We start from the raw sequence: 17,565 nt of genomic DNA, 5'->3' as shown, positions 1-17,565 counted from the left end.
TGCGTCGGCTAGGCGTCGCGGCGCCGGTGCAGGCCGGCGGCCAGCAGCAGGCAGGCCAGCGCCACGACATCGGCGACCACCACGCGCTGCACCGCCGCGCCGTAACCGCCCACGTTCCAGGCCAGGGCAAGGAAGGACAGCACGCTGACCAGGCCCACCAGCAGCGCCGCGCCGCGCAGCCGCACGTGGAAGGCCGCCGCGACCAGCAGGGCGCCGACCAGGCCGAACAGCACCGCGCGGTGCCGCATCAGGATCTCGAGGTTGGGGTCGCCGAAGTCCAGGCCGTAGAGCCGCGTCAGCGCTTCGGCGCCCATCAGCCCCGACAGCGGCAGCAGGTGGATGATGCCCGGCACCAGGAACAGGATCGCGATCAGCGCACCGTTTCGCTTCATGGGAATCACCAGTTCAGGGTCGGATGATCTTAACGATTGAAGCAGCTGCTTCAATCGTTAAGATCATCCGATCCCGAATTGGCGGGCGATGGCCAGGCCGGCCTCGCGGCCGTCGTGCACCGCGGTCACCACCAGGTCGGCGCCGCGCACGTTGTCGCCGCCGGCGAACACCTTCGGGTGCGAGGTGGCGCCGCCGACGCCGGCCGTGGCCACGCGACCGCCGTCGTCGAGCGCGATGCCGTGTTCGCCCCACCAGGGCGCCGGGCTGGCGCGGAAGCCGAAGGCCAGGATGACGACGTCGGCGGCGATCACCGTCTCGCTGCCCGGCACGGCCTCGGTGGACGAGGCGCGCCCACCGGCGGCGCGGGTCTCGACCAGGCGCACGCCGTTGGCGCGCACCGCACCCTCGATCGCCAGCGGCTGGCGGTTGAACAGGAAACGCACGCCTTCCTCGCGCGCGTTTTTCACCTCGCGGCGCGAACCGGGCATGTCGGCTTCGCCGCGGCGGTAGGCGCAGGTCACCTCGGCCGCGCCCAGGCGCATCGCCGAACGCACGCAGTCCATCGCGGTGTCGCCGCCGCCGAGCACGAGCACGCGTTTGCCGGCCAGGTCGAGCGCCGGATCGCCGGACGGCGCCCGGCCGAACTGCCGCCGCGCATTGGCGACCAGGAAGGGCAGGGCCGACAGCACGCCCGACAGGTCCTGGCCGGGCAGCCGGCCGTCGACCGCCGTGTAGGCGCCGGTGCCGAGAAACACCGCGTCGAAATCCCGCAGCAGCTCGGCGCCCAGCGCGCCGTCCACTTCCGTGCCCAGGTGGAAAGACACGCCCATGGCCTCGAGCACGCCGCGCCGGGTGCCGATCACCGACTTCTCCAGCTTGAAGGCAGGGATGCCGAAACTCAGCAGGCCGCCGATCTCCTCGTAGCGGTCGAACACGTGCGCGGCGATGCCGGCGCGCGCCAGCCGGTCGGCGCAGGACAGGCCGGCGGGGCCGGCGCCGATCACCGCCACGCGCTTGCCGGACGGCCGCACCGCCGACAGGTCCGGGCGCCAGCCCTGCCGGAACGCCTCGTCGACGATGTACTTCTCGACCGCGCCGATGGTCACCGCCTCGAAGCCGGTATTGAGCGTACAGTCGCCCTCGCACAGCCGGTCCTGCGGGCAGACGCGGCCGCAGATCTCGGGCAGCGGGTTGGTCTGGTGCGCCAGTTCGGCGGCCTCGAACAGCCGGCCCTCGCGCACCAGGGCCAGCCAGTCCGGGATGTAGTTGTGGACCGGGCATTTCCACTCGCAGTAGGGATTGCCGCAGTCCAGGCAGCGGCCGGCCTGGTCGGCGGCCTCGGGCGCGGAAAAACCGCCGTAGATCTCCTGCCAGCCGAGTACGCGCATGCTGGCGGGGAGTTCGCGCGGCAGTCGGCGCGGCAGGTCGAGGAACTGGAACGGTCTGGACTTCATGCCGCGCGCCTCAGCTCTTCGGCAAGCTGCTCGAGCGAGGCGGCCTTGGGCTTGACCAGCCAGAAGCGGCCGGCGACGTCGCGGAACTCCTCCAGCAGCTGGGTGCCCCAGGCGCTGCCGGTGAACTCGACGTGGGCCCGCAGCAGCGCGCGCAGGTGGTGACGGTGGTGCTCCATGCCCTCGGGCGTGATGCGCAGCACGTCGATCAGCTCGTGGTTGTAGCGGTCGACGAAGTCGCGGTCGATGTCGAGCACATACGCCAACCCGCCCGTCAGGCCGGCGCCGAAGTTCAGGCCGGTGCGGCCGAGCACGGCCACCACGCCGCCGGTCATGTATTCGCAGCCGTGGTCGCCCACGCCTTCCACCACGGCCTGCGCGCCGGAGTTGCGCACGCCGAAACGTTCGCCGGCGCGGCCCGCGGCGTAGAGCTCGCCGCCGGTGGCGCCGTACAGGCAGGTGTTGCCCATGATCGGCGTGTCGCGGGCGACGAAGCGCGCGCCCGCGGGCGGCTGCAGCACGATGCGGCCACCGGCCATGCCCTTGCCGACGTAGTCGTTGGCGTCGCCGCGCAGGTGCAGGTGCAGGCCGCCGGCGTTCCAGGCGCCGAAACTCTGGCCGGCATTGCCCTGCAGGCGCACGTCCAGCGGCGCGTCGGCCATGCCGTGGTTGCCGTGCACGCGGGCGATCTCGCCCGACAGCCGCGCGCCGAGGCTGCGGTCGGAATTGCGCACCGCATAGCTGAACTGGCCGCCGGCGCCGGCGTGGATCGCGGCGCGCATCTCCTCGAGCATGCGCGTGGCCAGCAGGCCGGTGTCGCGCGGGCGGTTGCGCGCTTCGGTGCAGTGGCGCGCGGCGGCACCGCGGCCGTCGGCGGCGGCGAGCAGGGGCGCCAGGTCCAGGCCGCGCTGGCGCGGCGTCTGGCCTTCGGCCAGCGCCAGCAGGTCGGTGCGGCCGATCAGGTCCTCGAGCTTCGCCACACCCAGCTGCGCCAGCCAGCGGCGCACGTCCTCGGCCACGAAGCGGAAGAAGTGCATCGCCATCTCGGGCAGGCCAATGAAATGGTTCGCGCGCAGGCGCGCATCCTGGGTGGCGACGCCGGTGGCGCAGTTGTTGAGATGGCAGATGCGCAGGTACTTGCAGCCCAGCGCCACCATCGGCGCGGTGCCGAAGCCGAAACTCTCGGCGCCCAGGATCGCGGCCTTGACCACATCCAGGCCGGTCTTGAGGCCGCCGTCGGCCTGCACGCGCACGCGGTGCCGCAGTTCGTTCCGGCGCAGGGTCTGCTGCACTTCGGCCAGGCCCAGCTCCCAGGGCGTGCCGGCGTGGTGGATGGACGAGAGCGGCGAGGCGCCGGTGCCGCCGTCGTAGCCCGACACCGTGATCAGATCGGCATAGGCCTTCACCACGCCCGCGGCGATCGTGCCGATGCCGGCGTGCGACACCAGCTTCACGCTGACCAGCGCGTCCGGGTTCACTTCCTTGAGGTCGAAAATGAGCTGGGCGAGATCTTCGATCGAATAGATGTCGTGGTGCGGCGGCGGCGAAATCAGTCCGATGCCCGGCTTGGCGTAGCGCAGCCGCGCGATCATCGGATTGACCTTGTGGCCCGGCAGCTGGCCGCCTTCGCCGGGCTTGGCGCCCTGGGCGATCTTGATCTGCAGCACCTCGGCATTGACCAGGTATTCGGGCGTGACGCCGAAACGGCCCGAGGCGACCTGCTTGATCTTGCTGCGCTTCTCGGTGCCGTGGCGGGCCGGGTCTTCGCCGCCTTCGCCGGAGTTCGAGCGCGCACCCAGGCGGTTCATCGCCGTCGCCAGCGCCTCGTGCGCCTCGGGAGAGAGCGCGCCCAGCGACATGCCGGCGGAATCGAAGCGGGCCAGGATGGCCTCGGCCGGTTCGACGGCGTCGAGCGGAATCGGCGCCACGTCGGCACGCAGGGCCAGCAGGTCGCGCAGCGTGGACGCCGGACGGCCGTCGACGTGGTCGGCGTAGACCCGGTAGTCGGCCGCGTCGCCGCTGCGCACCGCGCGCTGCAGGCTGGCGATCACGTCCGGGTTGTACATGTGGTATTCGCCGCCGTGCATCAGCTTGTGGCGGCCGCCGGGCTCGATCTCCTCCGCGTCCAGCCAGGCGCGCCGCGACAGCTGCCAGGCCTCCGCCTCCAGCTCGGCGAAACCCGCGCCCTGGATCCGGCTCACCATGCCCGGGAAGCACAGGTCCACCACCTCGTCCTTCAGGCCGACGATCTCGAACAGCTGCGCCGCGCGGTAGCTGGCAATGGCGCTGATGCCCATCTTCGAGAGGATCTTCAGCAGGCCCTTCTTGATGCCGCGCCGGTAGCTGCGGCCCAGCTCGGCCGGCTCGTTGCCGGCCTTGCCGTCGACCACGCCGGCGCGGCCCAGGGCCGACAGCGTCTGGTAGGCGAGATAGGGATACACCGCGGTGGCGCCGACGCCGATCAGGCAGGCGACCTGGTGCGCGTCGCGCGCGGTGCCGGTCTCGATCACCAGGTTGGCGCGGCAGCGCAGGCCGGCGGCGACCAGGTGGTGGTGCACGGCGCCGGTCGCCAGCAATGCCGGCACGACCGCGTGCCCGCGCTCGGGGTAGCGGTCGGACAGCAGCAGGATGACCGCGCCGGCGCGCACCGCGGCTTCGGCTTCGGCCTGCAGGCGCCGCAGCGCCTCGGGCAGCGTCTCGCCCGCGCGCAGGTGCAGGTGGACCAGCGCATTGGCGGATTCGAACTGCGGCAGCGCCAGCAGCTGGCGCAGCTTGCGCTGGCTCAGCACGGGCGAGTTCAGCATCACCTGCACGGCGTTGTCGGCCGAGGCCTCGAACACGTTGCCTTCCGGGCCCAGCTGGGTGGTGAGCGACATCACGATCTGTTCGCGCAGCGGGTCGATCGGCGGGTTGGTCACCTGCGCGAAGGCCTGGCGGAAGTAGTCGCTGACCGGACGGATCCTGTGCGACAGCACCGCGAAGGGCGTGTCGTCGCCCATCGAGCCGGTGGCTTCCTGTTCGGTCTCGGCCAGCACGCGCAGTTCGGCCTCGCGCTCCTCGCGGGTGAGCTGGAACAGCTTCTGGAAGCGCCGCAGCGTCGCCGCATCGAAGGGCTCGGCCGCCAGCGAGGGATCGACCAGGCTGGTGCTGAGGTAGGTGACGCCCTGTTTGAGCCAGGCCTTGAACGGCGCGCGCGCCTTGTTGATGGCGTCGATGGCGTCGGTGTCGAGCAGCTGCCCGCGCTGCAGGTCCACCGCCAGCATCTCGCCGGGCCCGAGCTTGCCCTTGGCGACGATGTCCTCGTCGCGCACGTCGTACACGCCGATCTCCGAGGCCACCACCAGGGTGTGGTCGGCGGTGAGCAGCCAGCGCGCCGGGCGCAGGCCGTTACGGTCGAGCGTGCAGGCGGCGTAGCGCGCGTCGCACATCACGATGCCGGCCGGGCCGTCCCAGGGGTCGGTGGACAGGCCGTAGTACTCGTAGAAGGCGGCGAGGTCGGGGTCCTTGTATTCCAGCGACGCGGTCGCCGGCGGGATCAGGATGCGGATGGCCTGCAGCAGGTCCATGCCGCCGGCCAGCAGCAGCTCGAGCATGTTGTCCAGGCTCTGCGAATCCGAGCCTTGAAGGCACACCAGCGGCGCCAGCGCGCGCAGGTCCAGCCGCGGCGTGCGCCAGTGCGCGGCGCGGGCCTTGGCCCAGTGCCGGTTGCCTTCGATGGTGTTGATCTCGCCGTTGTGCGCGAGCAGGCGGAAGGGCTGGGCCAGCTTCCAGGCCGGCGCGGTATTGGTGGAGAAGCGCTGGTGGAACAGCACCACCGACGACGCCAGCTCCGGCCGCGCCAGGTCGGGAAAGACCTTGGGCAGCGCATCGGGCAGCACCATGGCCTTGTAGCCCAGGCTCGCGGCCGACAGCGTCACCACGTAGAAGTCGGGATCGTCGGCCAGCGCCTGCTCGGCGGCGCGGCGGGCCAGGAACAAGGCGCGCTCGAAACTCTCGGCGCTGCCGCGCGCCGCCACGAACACCTGTTCGATGCGCGGCAGCCCGCGCCGCGCGATTGCGCCGCAGTCCGCGTGCGACACCGGCACCACGCGCCAGCCCGACACCGCCAGGCCCTGCGCCTGCAGCGCCGCCGCCAGCGCGGCGCGTGCGCGCGCCGCGGCGTCTTCGGCCAGGGGCAGGAACACCATGCCGCAGGCGTCGCCGGGGCCGAAGGCCAGGCCGGCCTCGCGCGCGATCGTTTCCAGGAAGGCCTGCGGCCGCCGCAGCAGCAGGCCGCAGCCGTCGCCGCTCAGGCCGTCGGCGCCGACGGCGCCGCGATGGGTCAGCCGCGCCAGGGCCCGCAGCCCGGCATCGACCAGGGCCCGCGAGGGCCGGTCATCGATCTGGGCGATCAGCCCGAACCCGCAACTGTCGCGCTCGAAATCCGGGGAATGCAGGCCCGGCACCGGGGCAGCGTTCATGCGCCCTCCACGGGAAGTAATGGAGACCCGGCCGCGCGGGACGTGCGGGCGTCTAAGGGCAGGGTCGACCCCACGGTCACACAGCGGATTAGAGTTTCTGCTCTGGCTGCCTTCCTTGCCGCGTCCGGGGCGGGTTAGAGTGCAGTCTCTTCCCGAAAGCGGAGGTCCGGCATGCGCACGATCCTGGTCGCCAGCTCGAAGGGAGGCGCCGGCAAGACGACCGTCGCCACCAACCTCGCCGCCTGGTTCGCGGTCGACGGCAAGGCGACCGCCATCCTGGACGCCGACCCCCAGAAGTCCTCGACCCACTGGTGCGAAAAACGCGCCGCCCTCGACACCGCCGTGCTGCCCATCGACGGCAGCCGCCGCGGCTGGGAAAAGCACCTGCCCGACGGCGTGCAGCGCCTGGTCATCGACGCCCGCGCCGGCGCCATGGCCGAGGACCTCGAAGCCTTCCTCGAGCGCGCCGACGCCGTCATCGTGCCGGTGCAGCCCTCGACCATCGACCTCGAGGCCACCGTGGTCTTCCTCAACTCCCTGGTCACCCACCCGCGGGTGAAGAAGGGCAAGCTGCCGGTCGGCATCGTCGGCAACCGCCTCAAGCCCTGGACCAGCAATTCCCAGCAGGCGGTCGCCCAGCTCGGCACCTGGCCCTACCCGGTGGTCGCCGAACTGCGCGACACCCAGGCCTACGTGCTGATGGCGGCGCTGGGCAAGTCGGTGTTCGACTACCACTCCGAACAGATCCGCAGCCACCAGGACGACTGGGCGCCGCTGCTGAAATGGCTCAAGAAACTGCTCTGACCTCCGCCGCCGACAAGGACTGCCATGCGCGAACTGATCCTGCTCCGCCACGCCCACGCCGAACCTCCCGCCCCCGGCCAGGAGGATTTCGACCGGCCGCTTTCGCTGCAGGGCCAGGCCGAGGCGGAGGCCGCGGGGCGCTGGCTGCGCGACCATGGCTACCTGCCCGACCGCGTGGTCTGCTCGCCGGCCCGCCGCGCCCGCGAGACCACCGAGCAGGCGCTGGCCGCGCTCGGTTACGTCGAGCTGCGCCAGGACCAGCGCATCTACGACGCCACCCCGGGCATGCTGATGCAGGTCGCCGACGACCACCGCGACATCGCCCGCGTGCTGCTGGTCGGCCACAACCCCGGTTTCGAACAGCTCGCGGCCCTGCTCAGCTCGGGCCAGTCGGGCGATTTCCGCGGCATGCCGGCCGGCGGCATCGCCGTGCTGTCCCTGCCCGCGGAGGCCGCGCTGGAGCCGGGCATCGCCCGTCTCGCGGCCTTCTGGTGGCCCTGACCGGATGATCCGCGCCTGGGCCGGCGGGCTGTGCCTGGCCGGGCTGGTCGGCGCGGTCGCCGCGGCGGTTCCCGTGCCTGAATCCTTCGATCCCGCGACCTCGCGCGCCAGCTTCGAGGTCGGCCTGCGCATGGCCGGCCAGGTGCAGGGCCGGTTCCGCCAGCTCGAGGGCGAACTGCATCCCGAGGCCGGCCGCTGGCGGGTGCGGGTGCGCCTGGACGCGCGCGAACTCGATCTCGACGGCCCGGCCTGGATGGTGCGCGCGACCCGCTCGGACAAGTTCCTGGACGTCGACCGCCATCCCGACATCCGCTTCGAGTCCGCGCCCTTCACGCGCGGCCTGCTGCGCCAGGGCGGCGAGCTCGGCGGCCAACTGCGCCTGCGCGGGCGCAGCCGGCCGGTCAGCTTCCGGATCGAACCGGCGACCTGCGCCCAGCCCGGCCGCGGCTGCGACATCCGCGTGATCGGCCGGGTCAGCCGGCGTGAATTCGGCATGACCGCCCAGCGCCTGTGGGTGCGCGACGACGTCGGCTTCGACTTCCGGGTGCGTTTGCGCGACCCTGTGCGGCCATGACCCCCCGTACCCTCGCCCTCCTGTTCAGCCTGCTGGTCCTTGCGGGCTGCTCCACCCTGTCGCCGCGCGAACGCCGGGACGCCGCCGAACTCGCGGTCGCGGGCCGCAGCGCTGCGCTCGACTGCGAGCCCGTGCAGGACTGTGCCGCCGACTCGCCCCTGCTGGCGCTGGGCCACGCCGCGGTCGCCGCCTCCACGCCGGAGGCGCCGCGCCACCACGTGATGCTGCTCGACCGCGGCCAGGACGCCCTGCTGGCCCGCGTGCACCTGATCCGCGCGGCGCGCGAGAGCATCGAGCTGCAGAGCTTCATCTTCGACGCCGACGAGACCGGCGGCCTGGTGCTGGAGGAGCTGCTGCGCGCGGCCCGCCGCGGCGTGAAGGTGCGGGTGCTGCTGGACCAGCTCTACGGCCTGCCCGACCCGAACCTGCAGGCCAGCCTGGCCGGCCAGCACCGCAACTTCGAGCTGCGCCTGTACAACCCGACCTTCGACGAGGCCAAGACCCAGGCCCTGCAGTACGCCGCCGGCATCCTGTGCTGCTTCCGCAAGTTCAACCAGCGCATGCACACCAAACTGCTGCGGGTGGACGGCGTGGTCGGCGTCACCGGCGGCCGCAACATCCAGGACCGCTATTTCGACTGGGCCCAGGAATACAACTACCGCGACCGCGACATCCTGGTCGCCGGGCCGGTGGTGCGGGCGATGGGCGAAAACTTCGACGCCTTCTGGACCTACGGCCGCACCCAGCGGGCCGAGCAGCTCTCGGATGTCGCCGAACGCCTGCTGCGCGCCAACGGCGTGCCGCCGCACCCGCTGCTGGCGGCCGACCGCGAGCGCTCGCCGCGCGTGCTGGCGATGGCGGCGACCGCGGCCGACGGCAAGGCGGTGATCGAGCACCTGCGGCCGCTGGGCCTGGACGTGGGCCGGGTCGAGTTCTTCGCCGATCTGCCGGAAAAACACGAGGGCGAGCTGGCCGCCGACGAGGACGCCTCGATCGCGATGCGCGACCTGGTCGCCGGCGCGCGGGACGAACTGGTTCTGCAGACGCCCTACCTGGTGCTGTCGCGGCCGGCGCGCAAGCTGTTCCGCGAACTGCAGAAGCGCGAGCGCCGGCCGGTGGTCTGGGTCTCGACCAACTCCCTGGCCGCCACCGACGCCTTCCCGGTCTACGCGATGAGCCACAAGTACAAGCGCCTGTACCTGCGCGAGCTGGGCTTCGAGATCTTCGAGTACAAACCCTATCCGGCCGATGCGCCGATCGACGTGGCCGCGACCGGCGCCCTGGGCGAGCAGCGCGCGGCGCACCTGCCGATGTTCGGATCGGGTTCGGCGGGCTCGGCCAGCGGGCCGGTGCCGCTCAAGCGCGCCGGCGTCCGGGTCGGACTGCACGCCAAGTCGCTGGTGGTGGACAGCCGCATCGGCGTGGTCGGCAGCCACAACTTCGACCCGCGCTCGGACAACTTCAACACCGAGTCCATGGTGGTGGTGCACGACGCCGAGTTCGCCGGCGCGCTGCGCGCCAGCATCGAGCGCGACATGCAGCCCGACAACGCCTGGCGGGTGGCGCGCCAGGAGAAGCCGCCGATCTTCTCGGGCCTGAACTACAGCCTGGGCAAGCTCTCCGAGAAGCTGCCGATCTTCGACATCTGGCCCTTCCCTTACGCCGCCAGCTTCGAGCTGCGCGAGGGCTGCAACCCGATGCCGCCCTCCGATCCCCGGTTCTACGCGTGTTACGAGGACGTCGGCGCCTTCCCGGAAGTGGACCTGCCGCTCAAGACCGTCTACACCCGCATCCTGACCGCCTTCGGCGCCGGCCTGACACCGATCCTCTGAGCCCGCGGCGGGGCGCGTTCGATTGACGCCGCCCCCCGCCGGGCCTAGGCTGCATCCCTCCCGCAAACGCAACGCCGGACCCGCCCGCATGCCCCTTTCGATCAGCTTCGAACTCTCCGACCGCGATCTCGAGCACTTCACCCAGGCCCTGAACGCCGCCCGCGCGACCGCCGGCCATAAAAGCGCCGACGAGATCATCGCCGCCGCATCGACCCTGCTGCTCGAGGCCGACAAGATCGAGGTCCCGGACTTCATCGCCCAGCGCCTCGACCGCCTGGACGCCCTGATCGCCATGGTCCGCGACGACGGCTGGCACCTGCCGGAAGAGGACAAGCAGCGCGTGCTCTCGGCCCTGGTCTACTTCGCCGACCCCAAGGACGTGATCCCGGACCACGTGCCGGTGCTGGGCTACTTCGACGACGCCATCGCCATCGAGATGTGCGTGAAGGAGCTGACCCACGAGATCGCCGCCTACGACGAGTTCTGCGATTTCCGCCAGGGCGAGGCCGAGCGCCGCGGCCTGGACCCGGCCAAGGTCGGCCGCGCCGACTGGCTGGAAGCCCGCCGCGACGAGCTGGTGGACCGCATGCACCGCCGCCGCAACCGCGACCTGGGCGGCGGCTACGGCGACAGCTCCGGCTACGCCCGCAAGGGTTACACCAGCTCCTACCGCCCGGGCATGCTGCGGGTCCGCTGACCCCCGGCTGCCGTGGAAGGCCCTTTCCGCCAGCGGATCGACCCCGCCGTCATCACCCGCATGCTCAAGGGCACCGCGGGTGAAAGCCTCGGCATCCAGATCACCGAGCAGGGTCCCGATTACCTGCGCGGCACCATGCCGGTGGACGCCCGCACCAAGCAGCCCTTCGGGCTGCTGCACGGCGGCTCGTCGGTGGCGCTGGCCGAGACCCTGGCCAGCTTTGCCGGTTTCCTGTGCCTGGACCCGGACGCGAAACAGCAGGCCGCCGGCCTGGAGATCAACGCCAACCACCTGCGCGCCGTCACCGAAGGCGTGGTGACCGGCACCGCGCGCCCCATCCACCTGGGTCGCACCACCCAGGTCTGGGAAGTCCGCATCGAGGACGACAAGGGCCGCCTCACCTGCATCTCGCGCATGACCGCCGCGGTGGTCGGACGCTGAGTCGCGGCGGCGATACTGCGGCGTCGGGTGTTTACTCGGCGCGGCTGCGGCACAATCGCCGCATGTCTGCCCACCCCGATACGGTCCGCCCGTCGACCGACTGGCGTCGTCCGCTGCGCTACCTCTGGCGTCTGCCGCTGCTCGCCCTGCACCTGGGGCTGGGCTTGCCGCTGACCCTGCTGATGATCAACCCGCTGTCGGCCCGGATCGAGATGCGCGGCGAGCGCCTGGACCACCGCACGGTGCGCTGGTGGTCGGGCACTCTGATGCGCATCTTCGGCTTCACGCTCAAGCGCTACGGCACGCCGCTGCCGGGCGCGGCGCTGTTCGTCGCCAACCACGTCAGCTGGATCGACATCGAGCTGATGCACAGCCAGCGCATGATGGGCTTCGTCGCCAAGGCCGAGATCGCCCGCTGGCCGCTGGTGGGCTGGCTGGCCAGCCGCGGCGGCACCATCTACCACCACCGCGGCAGCAACGACTCGCTGCACGGCGTGATGCACCAGATGGTGCAGCGCCTGGAGCAGGGCCTGGCGGTCGGCGTGTTCCCGGAAGGCCGCACCACCGGCGGCGACGCCATCGGCACCTTCCACGCGCGCATCTTCCAGCCGGCGGTGCTGGCGAACGTGCCGGCGCAGCCGGTGGCGCTCAAGTACGGCGCGCGCGGCAGCGCCCAGACCATCGTCGCCTTCGGTCCGCGCGAGAACTTCTTCCAGAACTTCGTGCGCCTGCTCGGCGAACCCGGCCGCGTGGCCGAAGTACATTTCCTGGAACCGGTGGCGTCCAGCGAGGACGGCCGCCGGCGCATGGCCGAAACCTGCCGCGAGCGCATCATCGCGGCGATGGCGGGCTGAGGGCGCGACGATGATGAGCGCCGCCGACTACCGCCCGCCGCGCTGGCTGCGCAATCCGCACGTCCAGTCGGTGCTCAGTTCGATGCCGCTGCGCCGCGCCAGCGGCCAGCGTGCGCTGCAGCGGCTGGGCGCGGTCACCACCGAACACATCATCGCCGTCGAGGACGGCGTGCGCCTGCAGGGCTTCCACAGCGCCGTACCCGGCACCGAGCCGCGCGGACTGGCCCTGCTGCTGCACGGCTGGGAAGGCAGCAGTGAATCGAGCTACATGCGCCACACCGCGGCGGCGTTGCTGGGCAAGGGCTTCGAGGTGTTCCGGCTCAACTTCCGCGACCACGGCGACACCCACCACCTCAACAAGGACCTCTTCCACTCCTGCCGCCTGGCCGAAGTGGTGCAGGCCGCGGCGGAAGTGTCGCGACGCTTCCCGGCGCGGCCGATGCTGGCAGCGGGGTATTCGCTGGGCGGCAATTTCGCGCTGCGGCTGGCGCTGTCGGCGCCGGGTGCCGGCATCCCACTGGTGCACGCGGCCGCGGTGTGCCCGGCGATCGATCCGTCCGGCGTGCTGCGCACGCTCGAGTCCGGGCACCCGTTCTACCACTGGTACTTCATGAAGAAGTGGCGGCGCTCGCTGCAGCGCAAGCGCGCGCTGTTCCCCGAACACCACGACTTCGACGACCAGGTGCTGGCCCTGGACATGCGCGGCCTCACCCACTGGATGGTGCGGCGGCACACGACCATGGCCGACATCGAGGAGTACTTCGACGGCTACAGCGTCGCCGGCGACCGCCTGGCGGCGCTGCAGGTGCCGGTGAGCGTGCTCGCCTCCGCCGACGATCCGGTGATCCCGGCCGACGGCTTCCCGCACCTGTCCCTGCCCGCGCATTCGACGCTGGAGCTCGCCGATTTCGGCGGCCACTGCGGCTTCCTCGAGGGCGCCGACCTGCGCGGCTATGCCGAGCGCTGGGTCGCCGCGCGCCTGGAGGCCGCGGCCCAGGCCGCCCGGGCTACAATGCCGCTTTCCGCTCCAGCCTGAAGACCTTCCCATGCTTGCCCAGATCACCGAGGCGCTGCGCCGCGGCGACACCGCCGCCGCCCTCGCCGCCGCCCGCTCCGCCGTGGCCGCCGAACCCGAAAACGCCCACGCCCAGCACCTGCTCGGCCTGAGCGCCCAGCGCGCCGGCGACGTCGGCACCGCCCGCGCCGCTTTCGAGCGCGCCGTCGAGCTGGCCCCGGACCGCGCGCCCTACCAGTTCAGCCTGGCCTCGCTGGCCCTGTCCGAAGGCGACGTGGCCGCGGCCACCCAGGGCCTCAAGCAGACCCTGGCCACCGACCCGAACCAGCTGCCGGCCTACCTGACCCTGGTGCACCTGGCCCTGGCCAAGGGCGACCGCGACGAGGCCGCGCGCAACCTGCGCCTGGCCCAGCGCGTGGACGCCGAGCACCCGCAGGTGCTGGTGGCCGAAGGCTACGTGGCCCAGGCCGGCGGCGACGCCGAGCGGGCGCTGAAATGCTTCACCGCCGCGGTGCAGGCCAATCCGCAGCTTGCCGGCGCCCAGCACGCGCTCGGCATGGCCTATGTCGGCCGCGGCCTGTGGCCGTTCGCCGAGCAGGCGCTCAACAACGCCCTGGCCCTGGAGCCGAACAACCCGGGCGGCCTGCGCGCCCTGGCCGAAGCCTGCCGCCGCCAGGACAAACCCGCCGAGGCCGTGGCCGCGCTCGACCGCCTGCTGGCCCTGCGTCCTGACGACGTCTTCGCCCGCGCCATGCGCGCCGACCAGCGCCAGGCCCTGGGCCAGGAGGACGAGGCCCTGGCCGACCTGCTGGCCCTGCTCGACGCCCACCCGGCCCAGACCCGCGTGGTCGAATCGGCCCTGCCCCTGCTGGTCCAGCGCCACCGCGGCGAAGAGGCCCTGGCGCGGATCGAGACCGCCCTGGCGCTGGCGCCGGGCAACGACCGCCTCTGGATCGCCCGGCTCTGGCTTTCGGGCCTGCTGCAGGAAGATCCGCTGGTCCTGCTGCAGCGCTGGCACGGCACCGTGCCCGGCAGCCTGGCCTGCCTGGAATTCCTGGCCGAGTACCACGAAGCCGCCGGCGACACCGCCCAGGCCGTCGCCTACGCCGACCAGGCCCTGGCCCGCGACCCGAACCGTTTCGCCAGCCGCCTGGTGAAGCTGCGCGCCGACTTCCGCGCCGACCCGGCCGCCGCGCTCGCGCAGGCGCAGGCCCTGGCGCCGATCGCCCGCAGCGGCCAGGAACAGCGCACCGCCTATGCCTGGCAGGGCCTGGCCCTGGACCAGCTGGGCCGGCATGACGAAGCCGCGGCCTGCTGGCGCGAGATGGCCCGCCGGGTCGCCTCGGCCCATCCGCTGCCGCAGCCGCAGCCCGCCGACGCCGCGCCCGAGGGCGAGACCGGCGGCGGCACCCTGCTGTGGTCGCCGACCGGCGTGCGCCTGGACAACCTGCTGCCGGCGCTGCAGCGCCAGCTCGGCCCGCGCCTGCTGCTCGACCGCATCGGCCAGATGGTGCGCGGCGACGGCTTCGGCCTGGCCCGGCGCGCGCCCGGCCATCCGGCGTCCGGCAATGCCGGCAGCTGGCGCGCCGGCATCCAGGCCCGCGGCCTCGACCCGGCCACGGCCGTGGACTGGCTGCCGCAGATCGACGGCTACACCCTGGCGGCCCTGCGCGGCGCCCACCTGCTGGCCGTGGTCGCCGATCCGCGTGACGCCTTCCTGAGCTGGATGGTCCAGGGCAGCACCCAGGACTACATCTTCGCCGCCGAACCCGAACGTGCCGCCGAATGGCTGGCCCTGGGCCTGGAGGCCCTGGCCGCACACCGCGAGGCGAACCCGGGCCAGGTCTCGCTGGTGCGCATCGACGGCGACGCCGGCGTGGCCGCGGCGGCGCTGGAACAGGCTCTGGGCCTGGGCGAGCCGCTGGCGGCGGTCAGCCACGGCGCGCTCGGTTTCGCGCCGGGCCACTGGCGCCAGTACCGGCAGGCCTTCGCCGGCGAATTCGCCCGGCTCTCGCCGGTCGCGGTGCGGCTGGGTTACCCGGCCGACTGACCGCCGCGCATTCCGCCGGCCTCAGCTGCCGGCGGGCAGGCCCAGCAGCAGGGCCGCGCCCAGGCCGATGCGGTACCAAGCGAAGGGCGCGAAGCGGTGCGTGGCGATGTAACCCAGCAGCCAGCGCACGGTCGCGAAGCCGGTGACCGTGGCCGCCGCGAACGCCACGGCCAGGCCGGTCCAGTCCTCGCTGCCGGCGCGGCCCTCGCCCACGGTTTCCAGCAGCGCGTAGCCGCTGGCCGCGAACATGGTCGGGATGCCGACCAGGAACACGAACTCCGCCGCGGCCGGCTTGCGGGTCAGGCCGAGCAGCATGGCGATGAAGATCGCCGCCGCCGAGCGCGAGGTGCCCGGGAACACGCCGGCCAGCACCTGGGCCAGGCCCACGGCGACGACGATGGTCCAGGTGATCGTGGTCGAGTCCGGCCGCGATTCGGCGAAACGTTCCGCAAGCAGCATCCACACGCCGCCGATGATCAGCGCCCAGGCCACCGGGCCGACCGTTTCCGGCAATTCCCAGCCCAGCAGCCGCACCGGCAAACCGACCACCGCGGTGACGGCGAAGGCGGCCGCGATCTTGAGCGCGTAGTCGCGCGACGCCGCGTCGCGCCACCCGGTGGCCAGCGACCAGATCCGCTGCCGGTACACCAGGCTGATGGCGAGGATGGCGCCGGCCTGGATGACGATGTTGAACAGGTCCGAACGCGCGCCCAGCCAGTGCTGGGCGATCAGCAGGTGGCCGGTGCTGGAGATCGGCAGGAATTCGGTCAGGCCTTCGAGGATGCCGAGCAGCAGGGCGGAGAGCAGATCGTTCACGGGCGGGGTTGGCGGTGCGGGGCGGCCAGCATACGTCAGCCCCCGGGTAGTGCGGATGCACCATAACGGGGATATCTATTAATAATGTATCCCCGATTCAGGGCAAATCGGGTCATCGTTGGCGAGTGAAGCACGAAAAATCAACAACTTACATTGCCGCTCAGGCTGGCACGGGCCTTGCTATCAAGAGCCATCCCACCCTGCCGGAGCTGTTCGCATGTCCCTCGCCCATATCGAAAAACTGATCAAGGACCACGGCGTCGAGTTCGTGGACCTGCGCTTCGCCGACATGCGCGGCGTGCAGCACCACGTCACCTTCCCGGTCTCGATCATCGAGCCGGCGCTGTTCGAGGACGGCAAGATGTTCGACGGCTCGTCGATCTCGGGCTGGAAGGGCATCAACGAGTCCGACATGGTCCTGCTGCCGGACGCCGACACCGCGGTGATCGACCCCTTCACCGCCGACCCGACCCTGATCCTGGTCTGCGACGTGCTCGACCCGGCCACCATGCAGGGCTACTCGCGCGACCCGCGCGGCATCGCCAAGCGCGCCGAGGCCTACCTCAAGGCGTCGGGCATCGCCGACCAGGCCTTCTTCGGTCCCGAGCCCGAGTTCTTCATCTTCGACTCCGTTCGCTGGGCCAACGAGCAGGGCAACACCTTCTTCGAGGTCGACTCCGAGGAAGCGCACTGGAACAGCAAGAAGAAGTACGAAGGCGGCAACAGCGGCTACCGTCCGGGCCTGAAGGGCGGCTACTTCCCGGTCGCGCCGACCGACCAGCTGCACGACATCCGCGCCGAGATGTGCAAGCTGCTGATGGCCGCCGGCCAGGAAGTGGAAGTGCACCACCACGAAGTGGCCAACGCCGGCCAGTGCGAGATCGGCACCAAGTTCAACTCGCTGGTGAAGAAGGCCGACGAGCTGCTGATGATGAAGTACATCATCAAGAACGTCGCCCACCGCAACGGCAAGACCGCCACCTTCCTGCCCAAGCCGCTGGTCGGCGACAACGGCAGCGGCATGCACGTGCACCAGTCGCTGTCCAAGGGCGGCGTGAACCTGTTCTCCGGTGACGGTTACGGCGGCCTGAGCCAGATGGCGCTGTGGTACATCGGCGGCATCTTCAAGCACGCGCGCGCCATCAACGCCTTCGCCAACTCCACCACCAACAGCTACAAGCGCCTGGTGCCGGGCTTCGAAGCGCCGGTGATGCTGGCCTATTCGGCCCGCAACCGCTCGGCCAGCTGCCGCATCCCCTACGTGTCCAACCCGAAGGCGCGCCGCATCGAGATCCGCTTCCCGGATCCGATGAACACCGGCTACCTCACCTTCACCGCGCTGATGATGGCCGGCCTGGACGGCATCAAGAACAAGATCGACCCGGGTGCGCCCAGCGACAAGGACCTGTACGACCTGCCGCCGGAAGAAGAGAAGAACATCCCGACCGTCTGCCACTCGCTCGATCAGGCCCTCGAGGCGCTGGACAAGGACCGCGAGTTCCTCAAGGCCGGCGGCGTGATGAGCGACGACTTCATCGACGGCTACATCGCCCTGAAGATGGGCGAAGTGACCAAGTTCCGCGCGGCCACGCACCCGCTCGAGTACGCGATGTACTACGGCATCTGATCCTCCCCCGGATCACGTCGGATGCCCGCGGCCCGGAGAAATCCGGGCCG

Annotated in this window: 14 protein-coding genes; 10 read left to right on the top strand and 4 right to left on the bottom strand. The window is 71.5% G+C overall.

What is annotated here, in order from left to right:
- Positions 1-8: 8 nt before the first annotated feature.
- The 3 genes from E1B00_RS13375 to gltB all read right to left on the bottom strand — a co-directional run bounded on the left by E1B00_RS13375 (position 9) and on the right by gltB (position 6,304).
- Positions 9-392, bottom strand: coding sequence for a phosphopantetheine adenylyltransferase (locus E1B00_RS13375; protein WP_139449593.1), 384 nt, complete (start codon positions 390-392; stop codon positions 9-11).
- Positions 393-455: 63 nt separating this feature from the next.
- On the bottom strand, positions 456-1,847 hold the full coding sequence (locus E1B00_RS13370; protein ID WP_139449591.1) for an FAD-dependent oxidoreductase: 1,392 nt from the start codon (positions 1,845-1,847) through the stop codon (positions 456-458).
- Positions 1,844-6,304, bottom strand: coding sequence for a glutamate synthase large subunit (gene gltB / locus E1B00_RS13365; RefSeq protein WP_139449589.1), 4,461 nt, complete (start codon positions 6,302-6,304; stop codon positions 1,844-1,846). Before gltB ends, E1B00_RS13370 begins: the two co-directional genes overlap by 4 nt.
- Positions 6,305-6,475: 171 nt before the next feature.
- On the opposite strand from gltB, the gene E1B00_RS13360 reads away from it, so the two are divergent.
- The 9 genes from E1B00_RS13360 (at position 6,476) to E1B00_RS13320 (ending at position 15,072) form a co-directional block, all read left to right on the top strand.
- The gene (locus E1B00_RS13360) at positions 6,476-7,108 is read left to right on the top strand and encodes a ParA family protein (RefSeq protein ID WP_139449588.1); all 633 of its coding nucleotides are present in this window, start codon (positions 6,476-6,478) and stop codon (positions 7,106-7,108) included.
- A 24-nt stretch (positions 7,109-7,132) separates the two neighbouring features.
- A complete protein-coding gene (locus E1B00_RS13355; RefSeq protein ID WP_139449586.1) occupies positions 7,133-7,609 on the top strand; it encodes a SixA phosphatase family protein in 477 nt (158 codons plus the stop codon).
- 4 nt (positions 7,610-7,613) lie between these two features.
- Positions 7,614-8,183, top strand: a complete 570-nt coding sequence (locus tag E1B00_RS13350; RefSeq protein WP_139449584.1) for a YceI family protein — start codon at positions 7,614-7,616, stop codon at positions 8,181-8,183.
- Positions 8,180-10,015, top strand: coding sequence for a phospholipase D-like domain-containing protein (locus E1B00_RS13345; protein ID WP_139449582.1), 1,836 nt, complete (start codon positions 8,180-8,182; stop codon positions 10,013-10,015). The genes E1B00_RS13350 and E1B00_RS13345 overlap by 4 nt, the downstream gene beginning before the upstream one ends.
- A gap of 88 nt (positions 10,016-10,103) precedes the next feature.
- Positions 10,104-10,712: a YkvA family protein gene (locus E1B00_RS13340; RefSeq protein WP_139449581.1), complete on the top strand. Its 609-nt coding sequence runs from the start codon at positions 10,104-10,106 to the stop codon at positions 10,710-10,712.
- A 60-nt stretch (positions 10,713-10,772) separates the two neighbouring features.
- On the top strand, positions 10,773-11,153 hold the full coding sequence (locus E1B00_RS13335; RefSeq protein ID WP_139449794.1) for a hotdog fold thioesterase: 381 nt from the start codon (positions 10,773-10,775) through the stop codon (positions 11,151-11,153).
- A gap of 62 nt (positions 11,154-11,215) precedes the next feature.
- The gene (locus E1B00_RS13330; RefSeq protein ID WP_139449578.1) at positions 11,216-12,007 is read left to right on the top strand and encodes a lysophospholipid acyltransferase family protein; all 792 of its coding nucleotides are present in this window, start codon (positions 11,216-11,218) and stop codon (positions 12,005-12,007) included.
- Between the two features lie 13 nt (positions 12,008-12,020).
- Positions 12,021-13,043, top strand: coding sequence for a YheT family hydrolase (locus E1B00_RS13325; RefSeq protein WP_139449576.1), 1,023 nt, complete (start codon positions 12,021-12,023; stop codon positions 13,041-13,043).
- A 10-nt stretch (positions 13,044-13,053) separates the two neighbouring features.
- On the top strand, positions 13,054-15,072 hold the full coding sequence (locus E1B00_RS13320; RefSeq protein WP_176693261.1) for a tetratricopeptide repeat protein: 2,019 nt from the start codon (positions 13,054-13,056) through the stop codon (positions 15,070-15,072).
- 21 nt (positions 15,073-15,093) lie between these two features.
- Here the strand turns inward: E1B00_RS13320 and E1B00_RS13315 are convergent, their stop codons facing one another.
- Positions 15,094-15,888 carry an undecaprenyl-diphosphate phosphatase gene (locus E1B00_RS13315; RefSeq protein WP_139449572.1) on the bottom strand — a complete coding sequence of 265 codons (795 nt, stop codon included), beginning with the start codon at positions 15,886-15,888 and terminating at the stop codon, positions 15,094-15,096.
- Between the two features lie 217 nt (positions 15,889-16,105).
- On the opposite strand from E1B00_RS13315, the gene glnA reads away from it, so the two are divergent.
- Positions 16,106-17,515, top strand: coding sequence for a type I glutamate--ammonia ligase (gene glnA, locus E1B00_RS13310; protein WP_139449570.1), 1,410 nt, complete (start codon positions 16,106-16,108; stop codon positions 17,513-17,515).
- Positions 17,516-17,565 lie beyond the last annotated feature (50 nt).

This window comes from Arenimonas terrae (assembly GCF_006265115.1).
Taxonomy (GTDB): Bacteria; Pseudomonadota; Gammaproteobacteria; order Xanthomonadales; family Xanthomonadaceae; genus Arenimonas; species Arenimonas terrae.
Note: the sequence above shows the minus strand (reverse complement) of the source record. Positions and strands in the feature narration are given on the sequence as shown.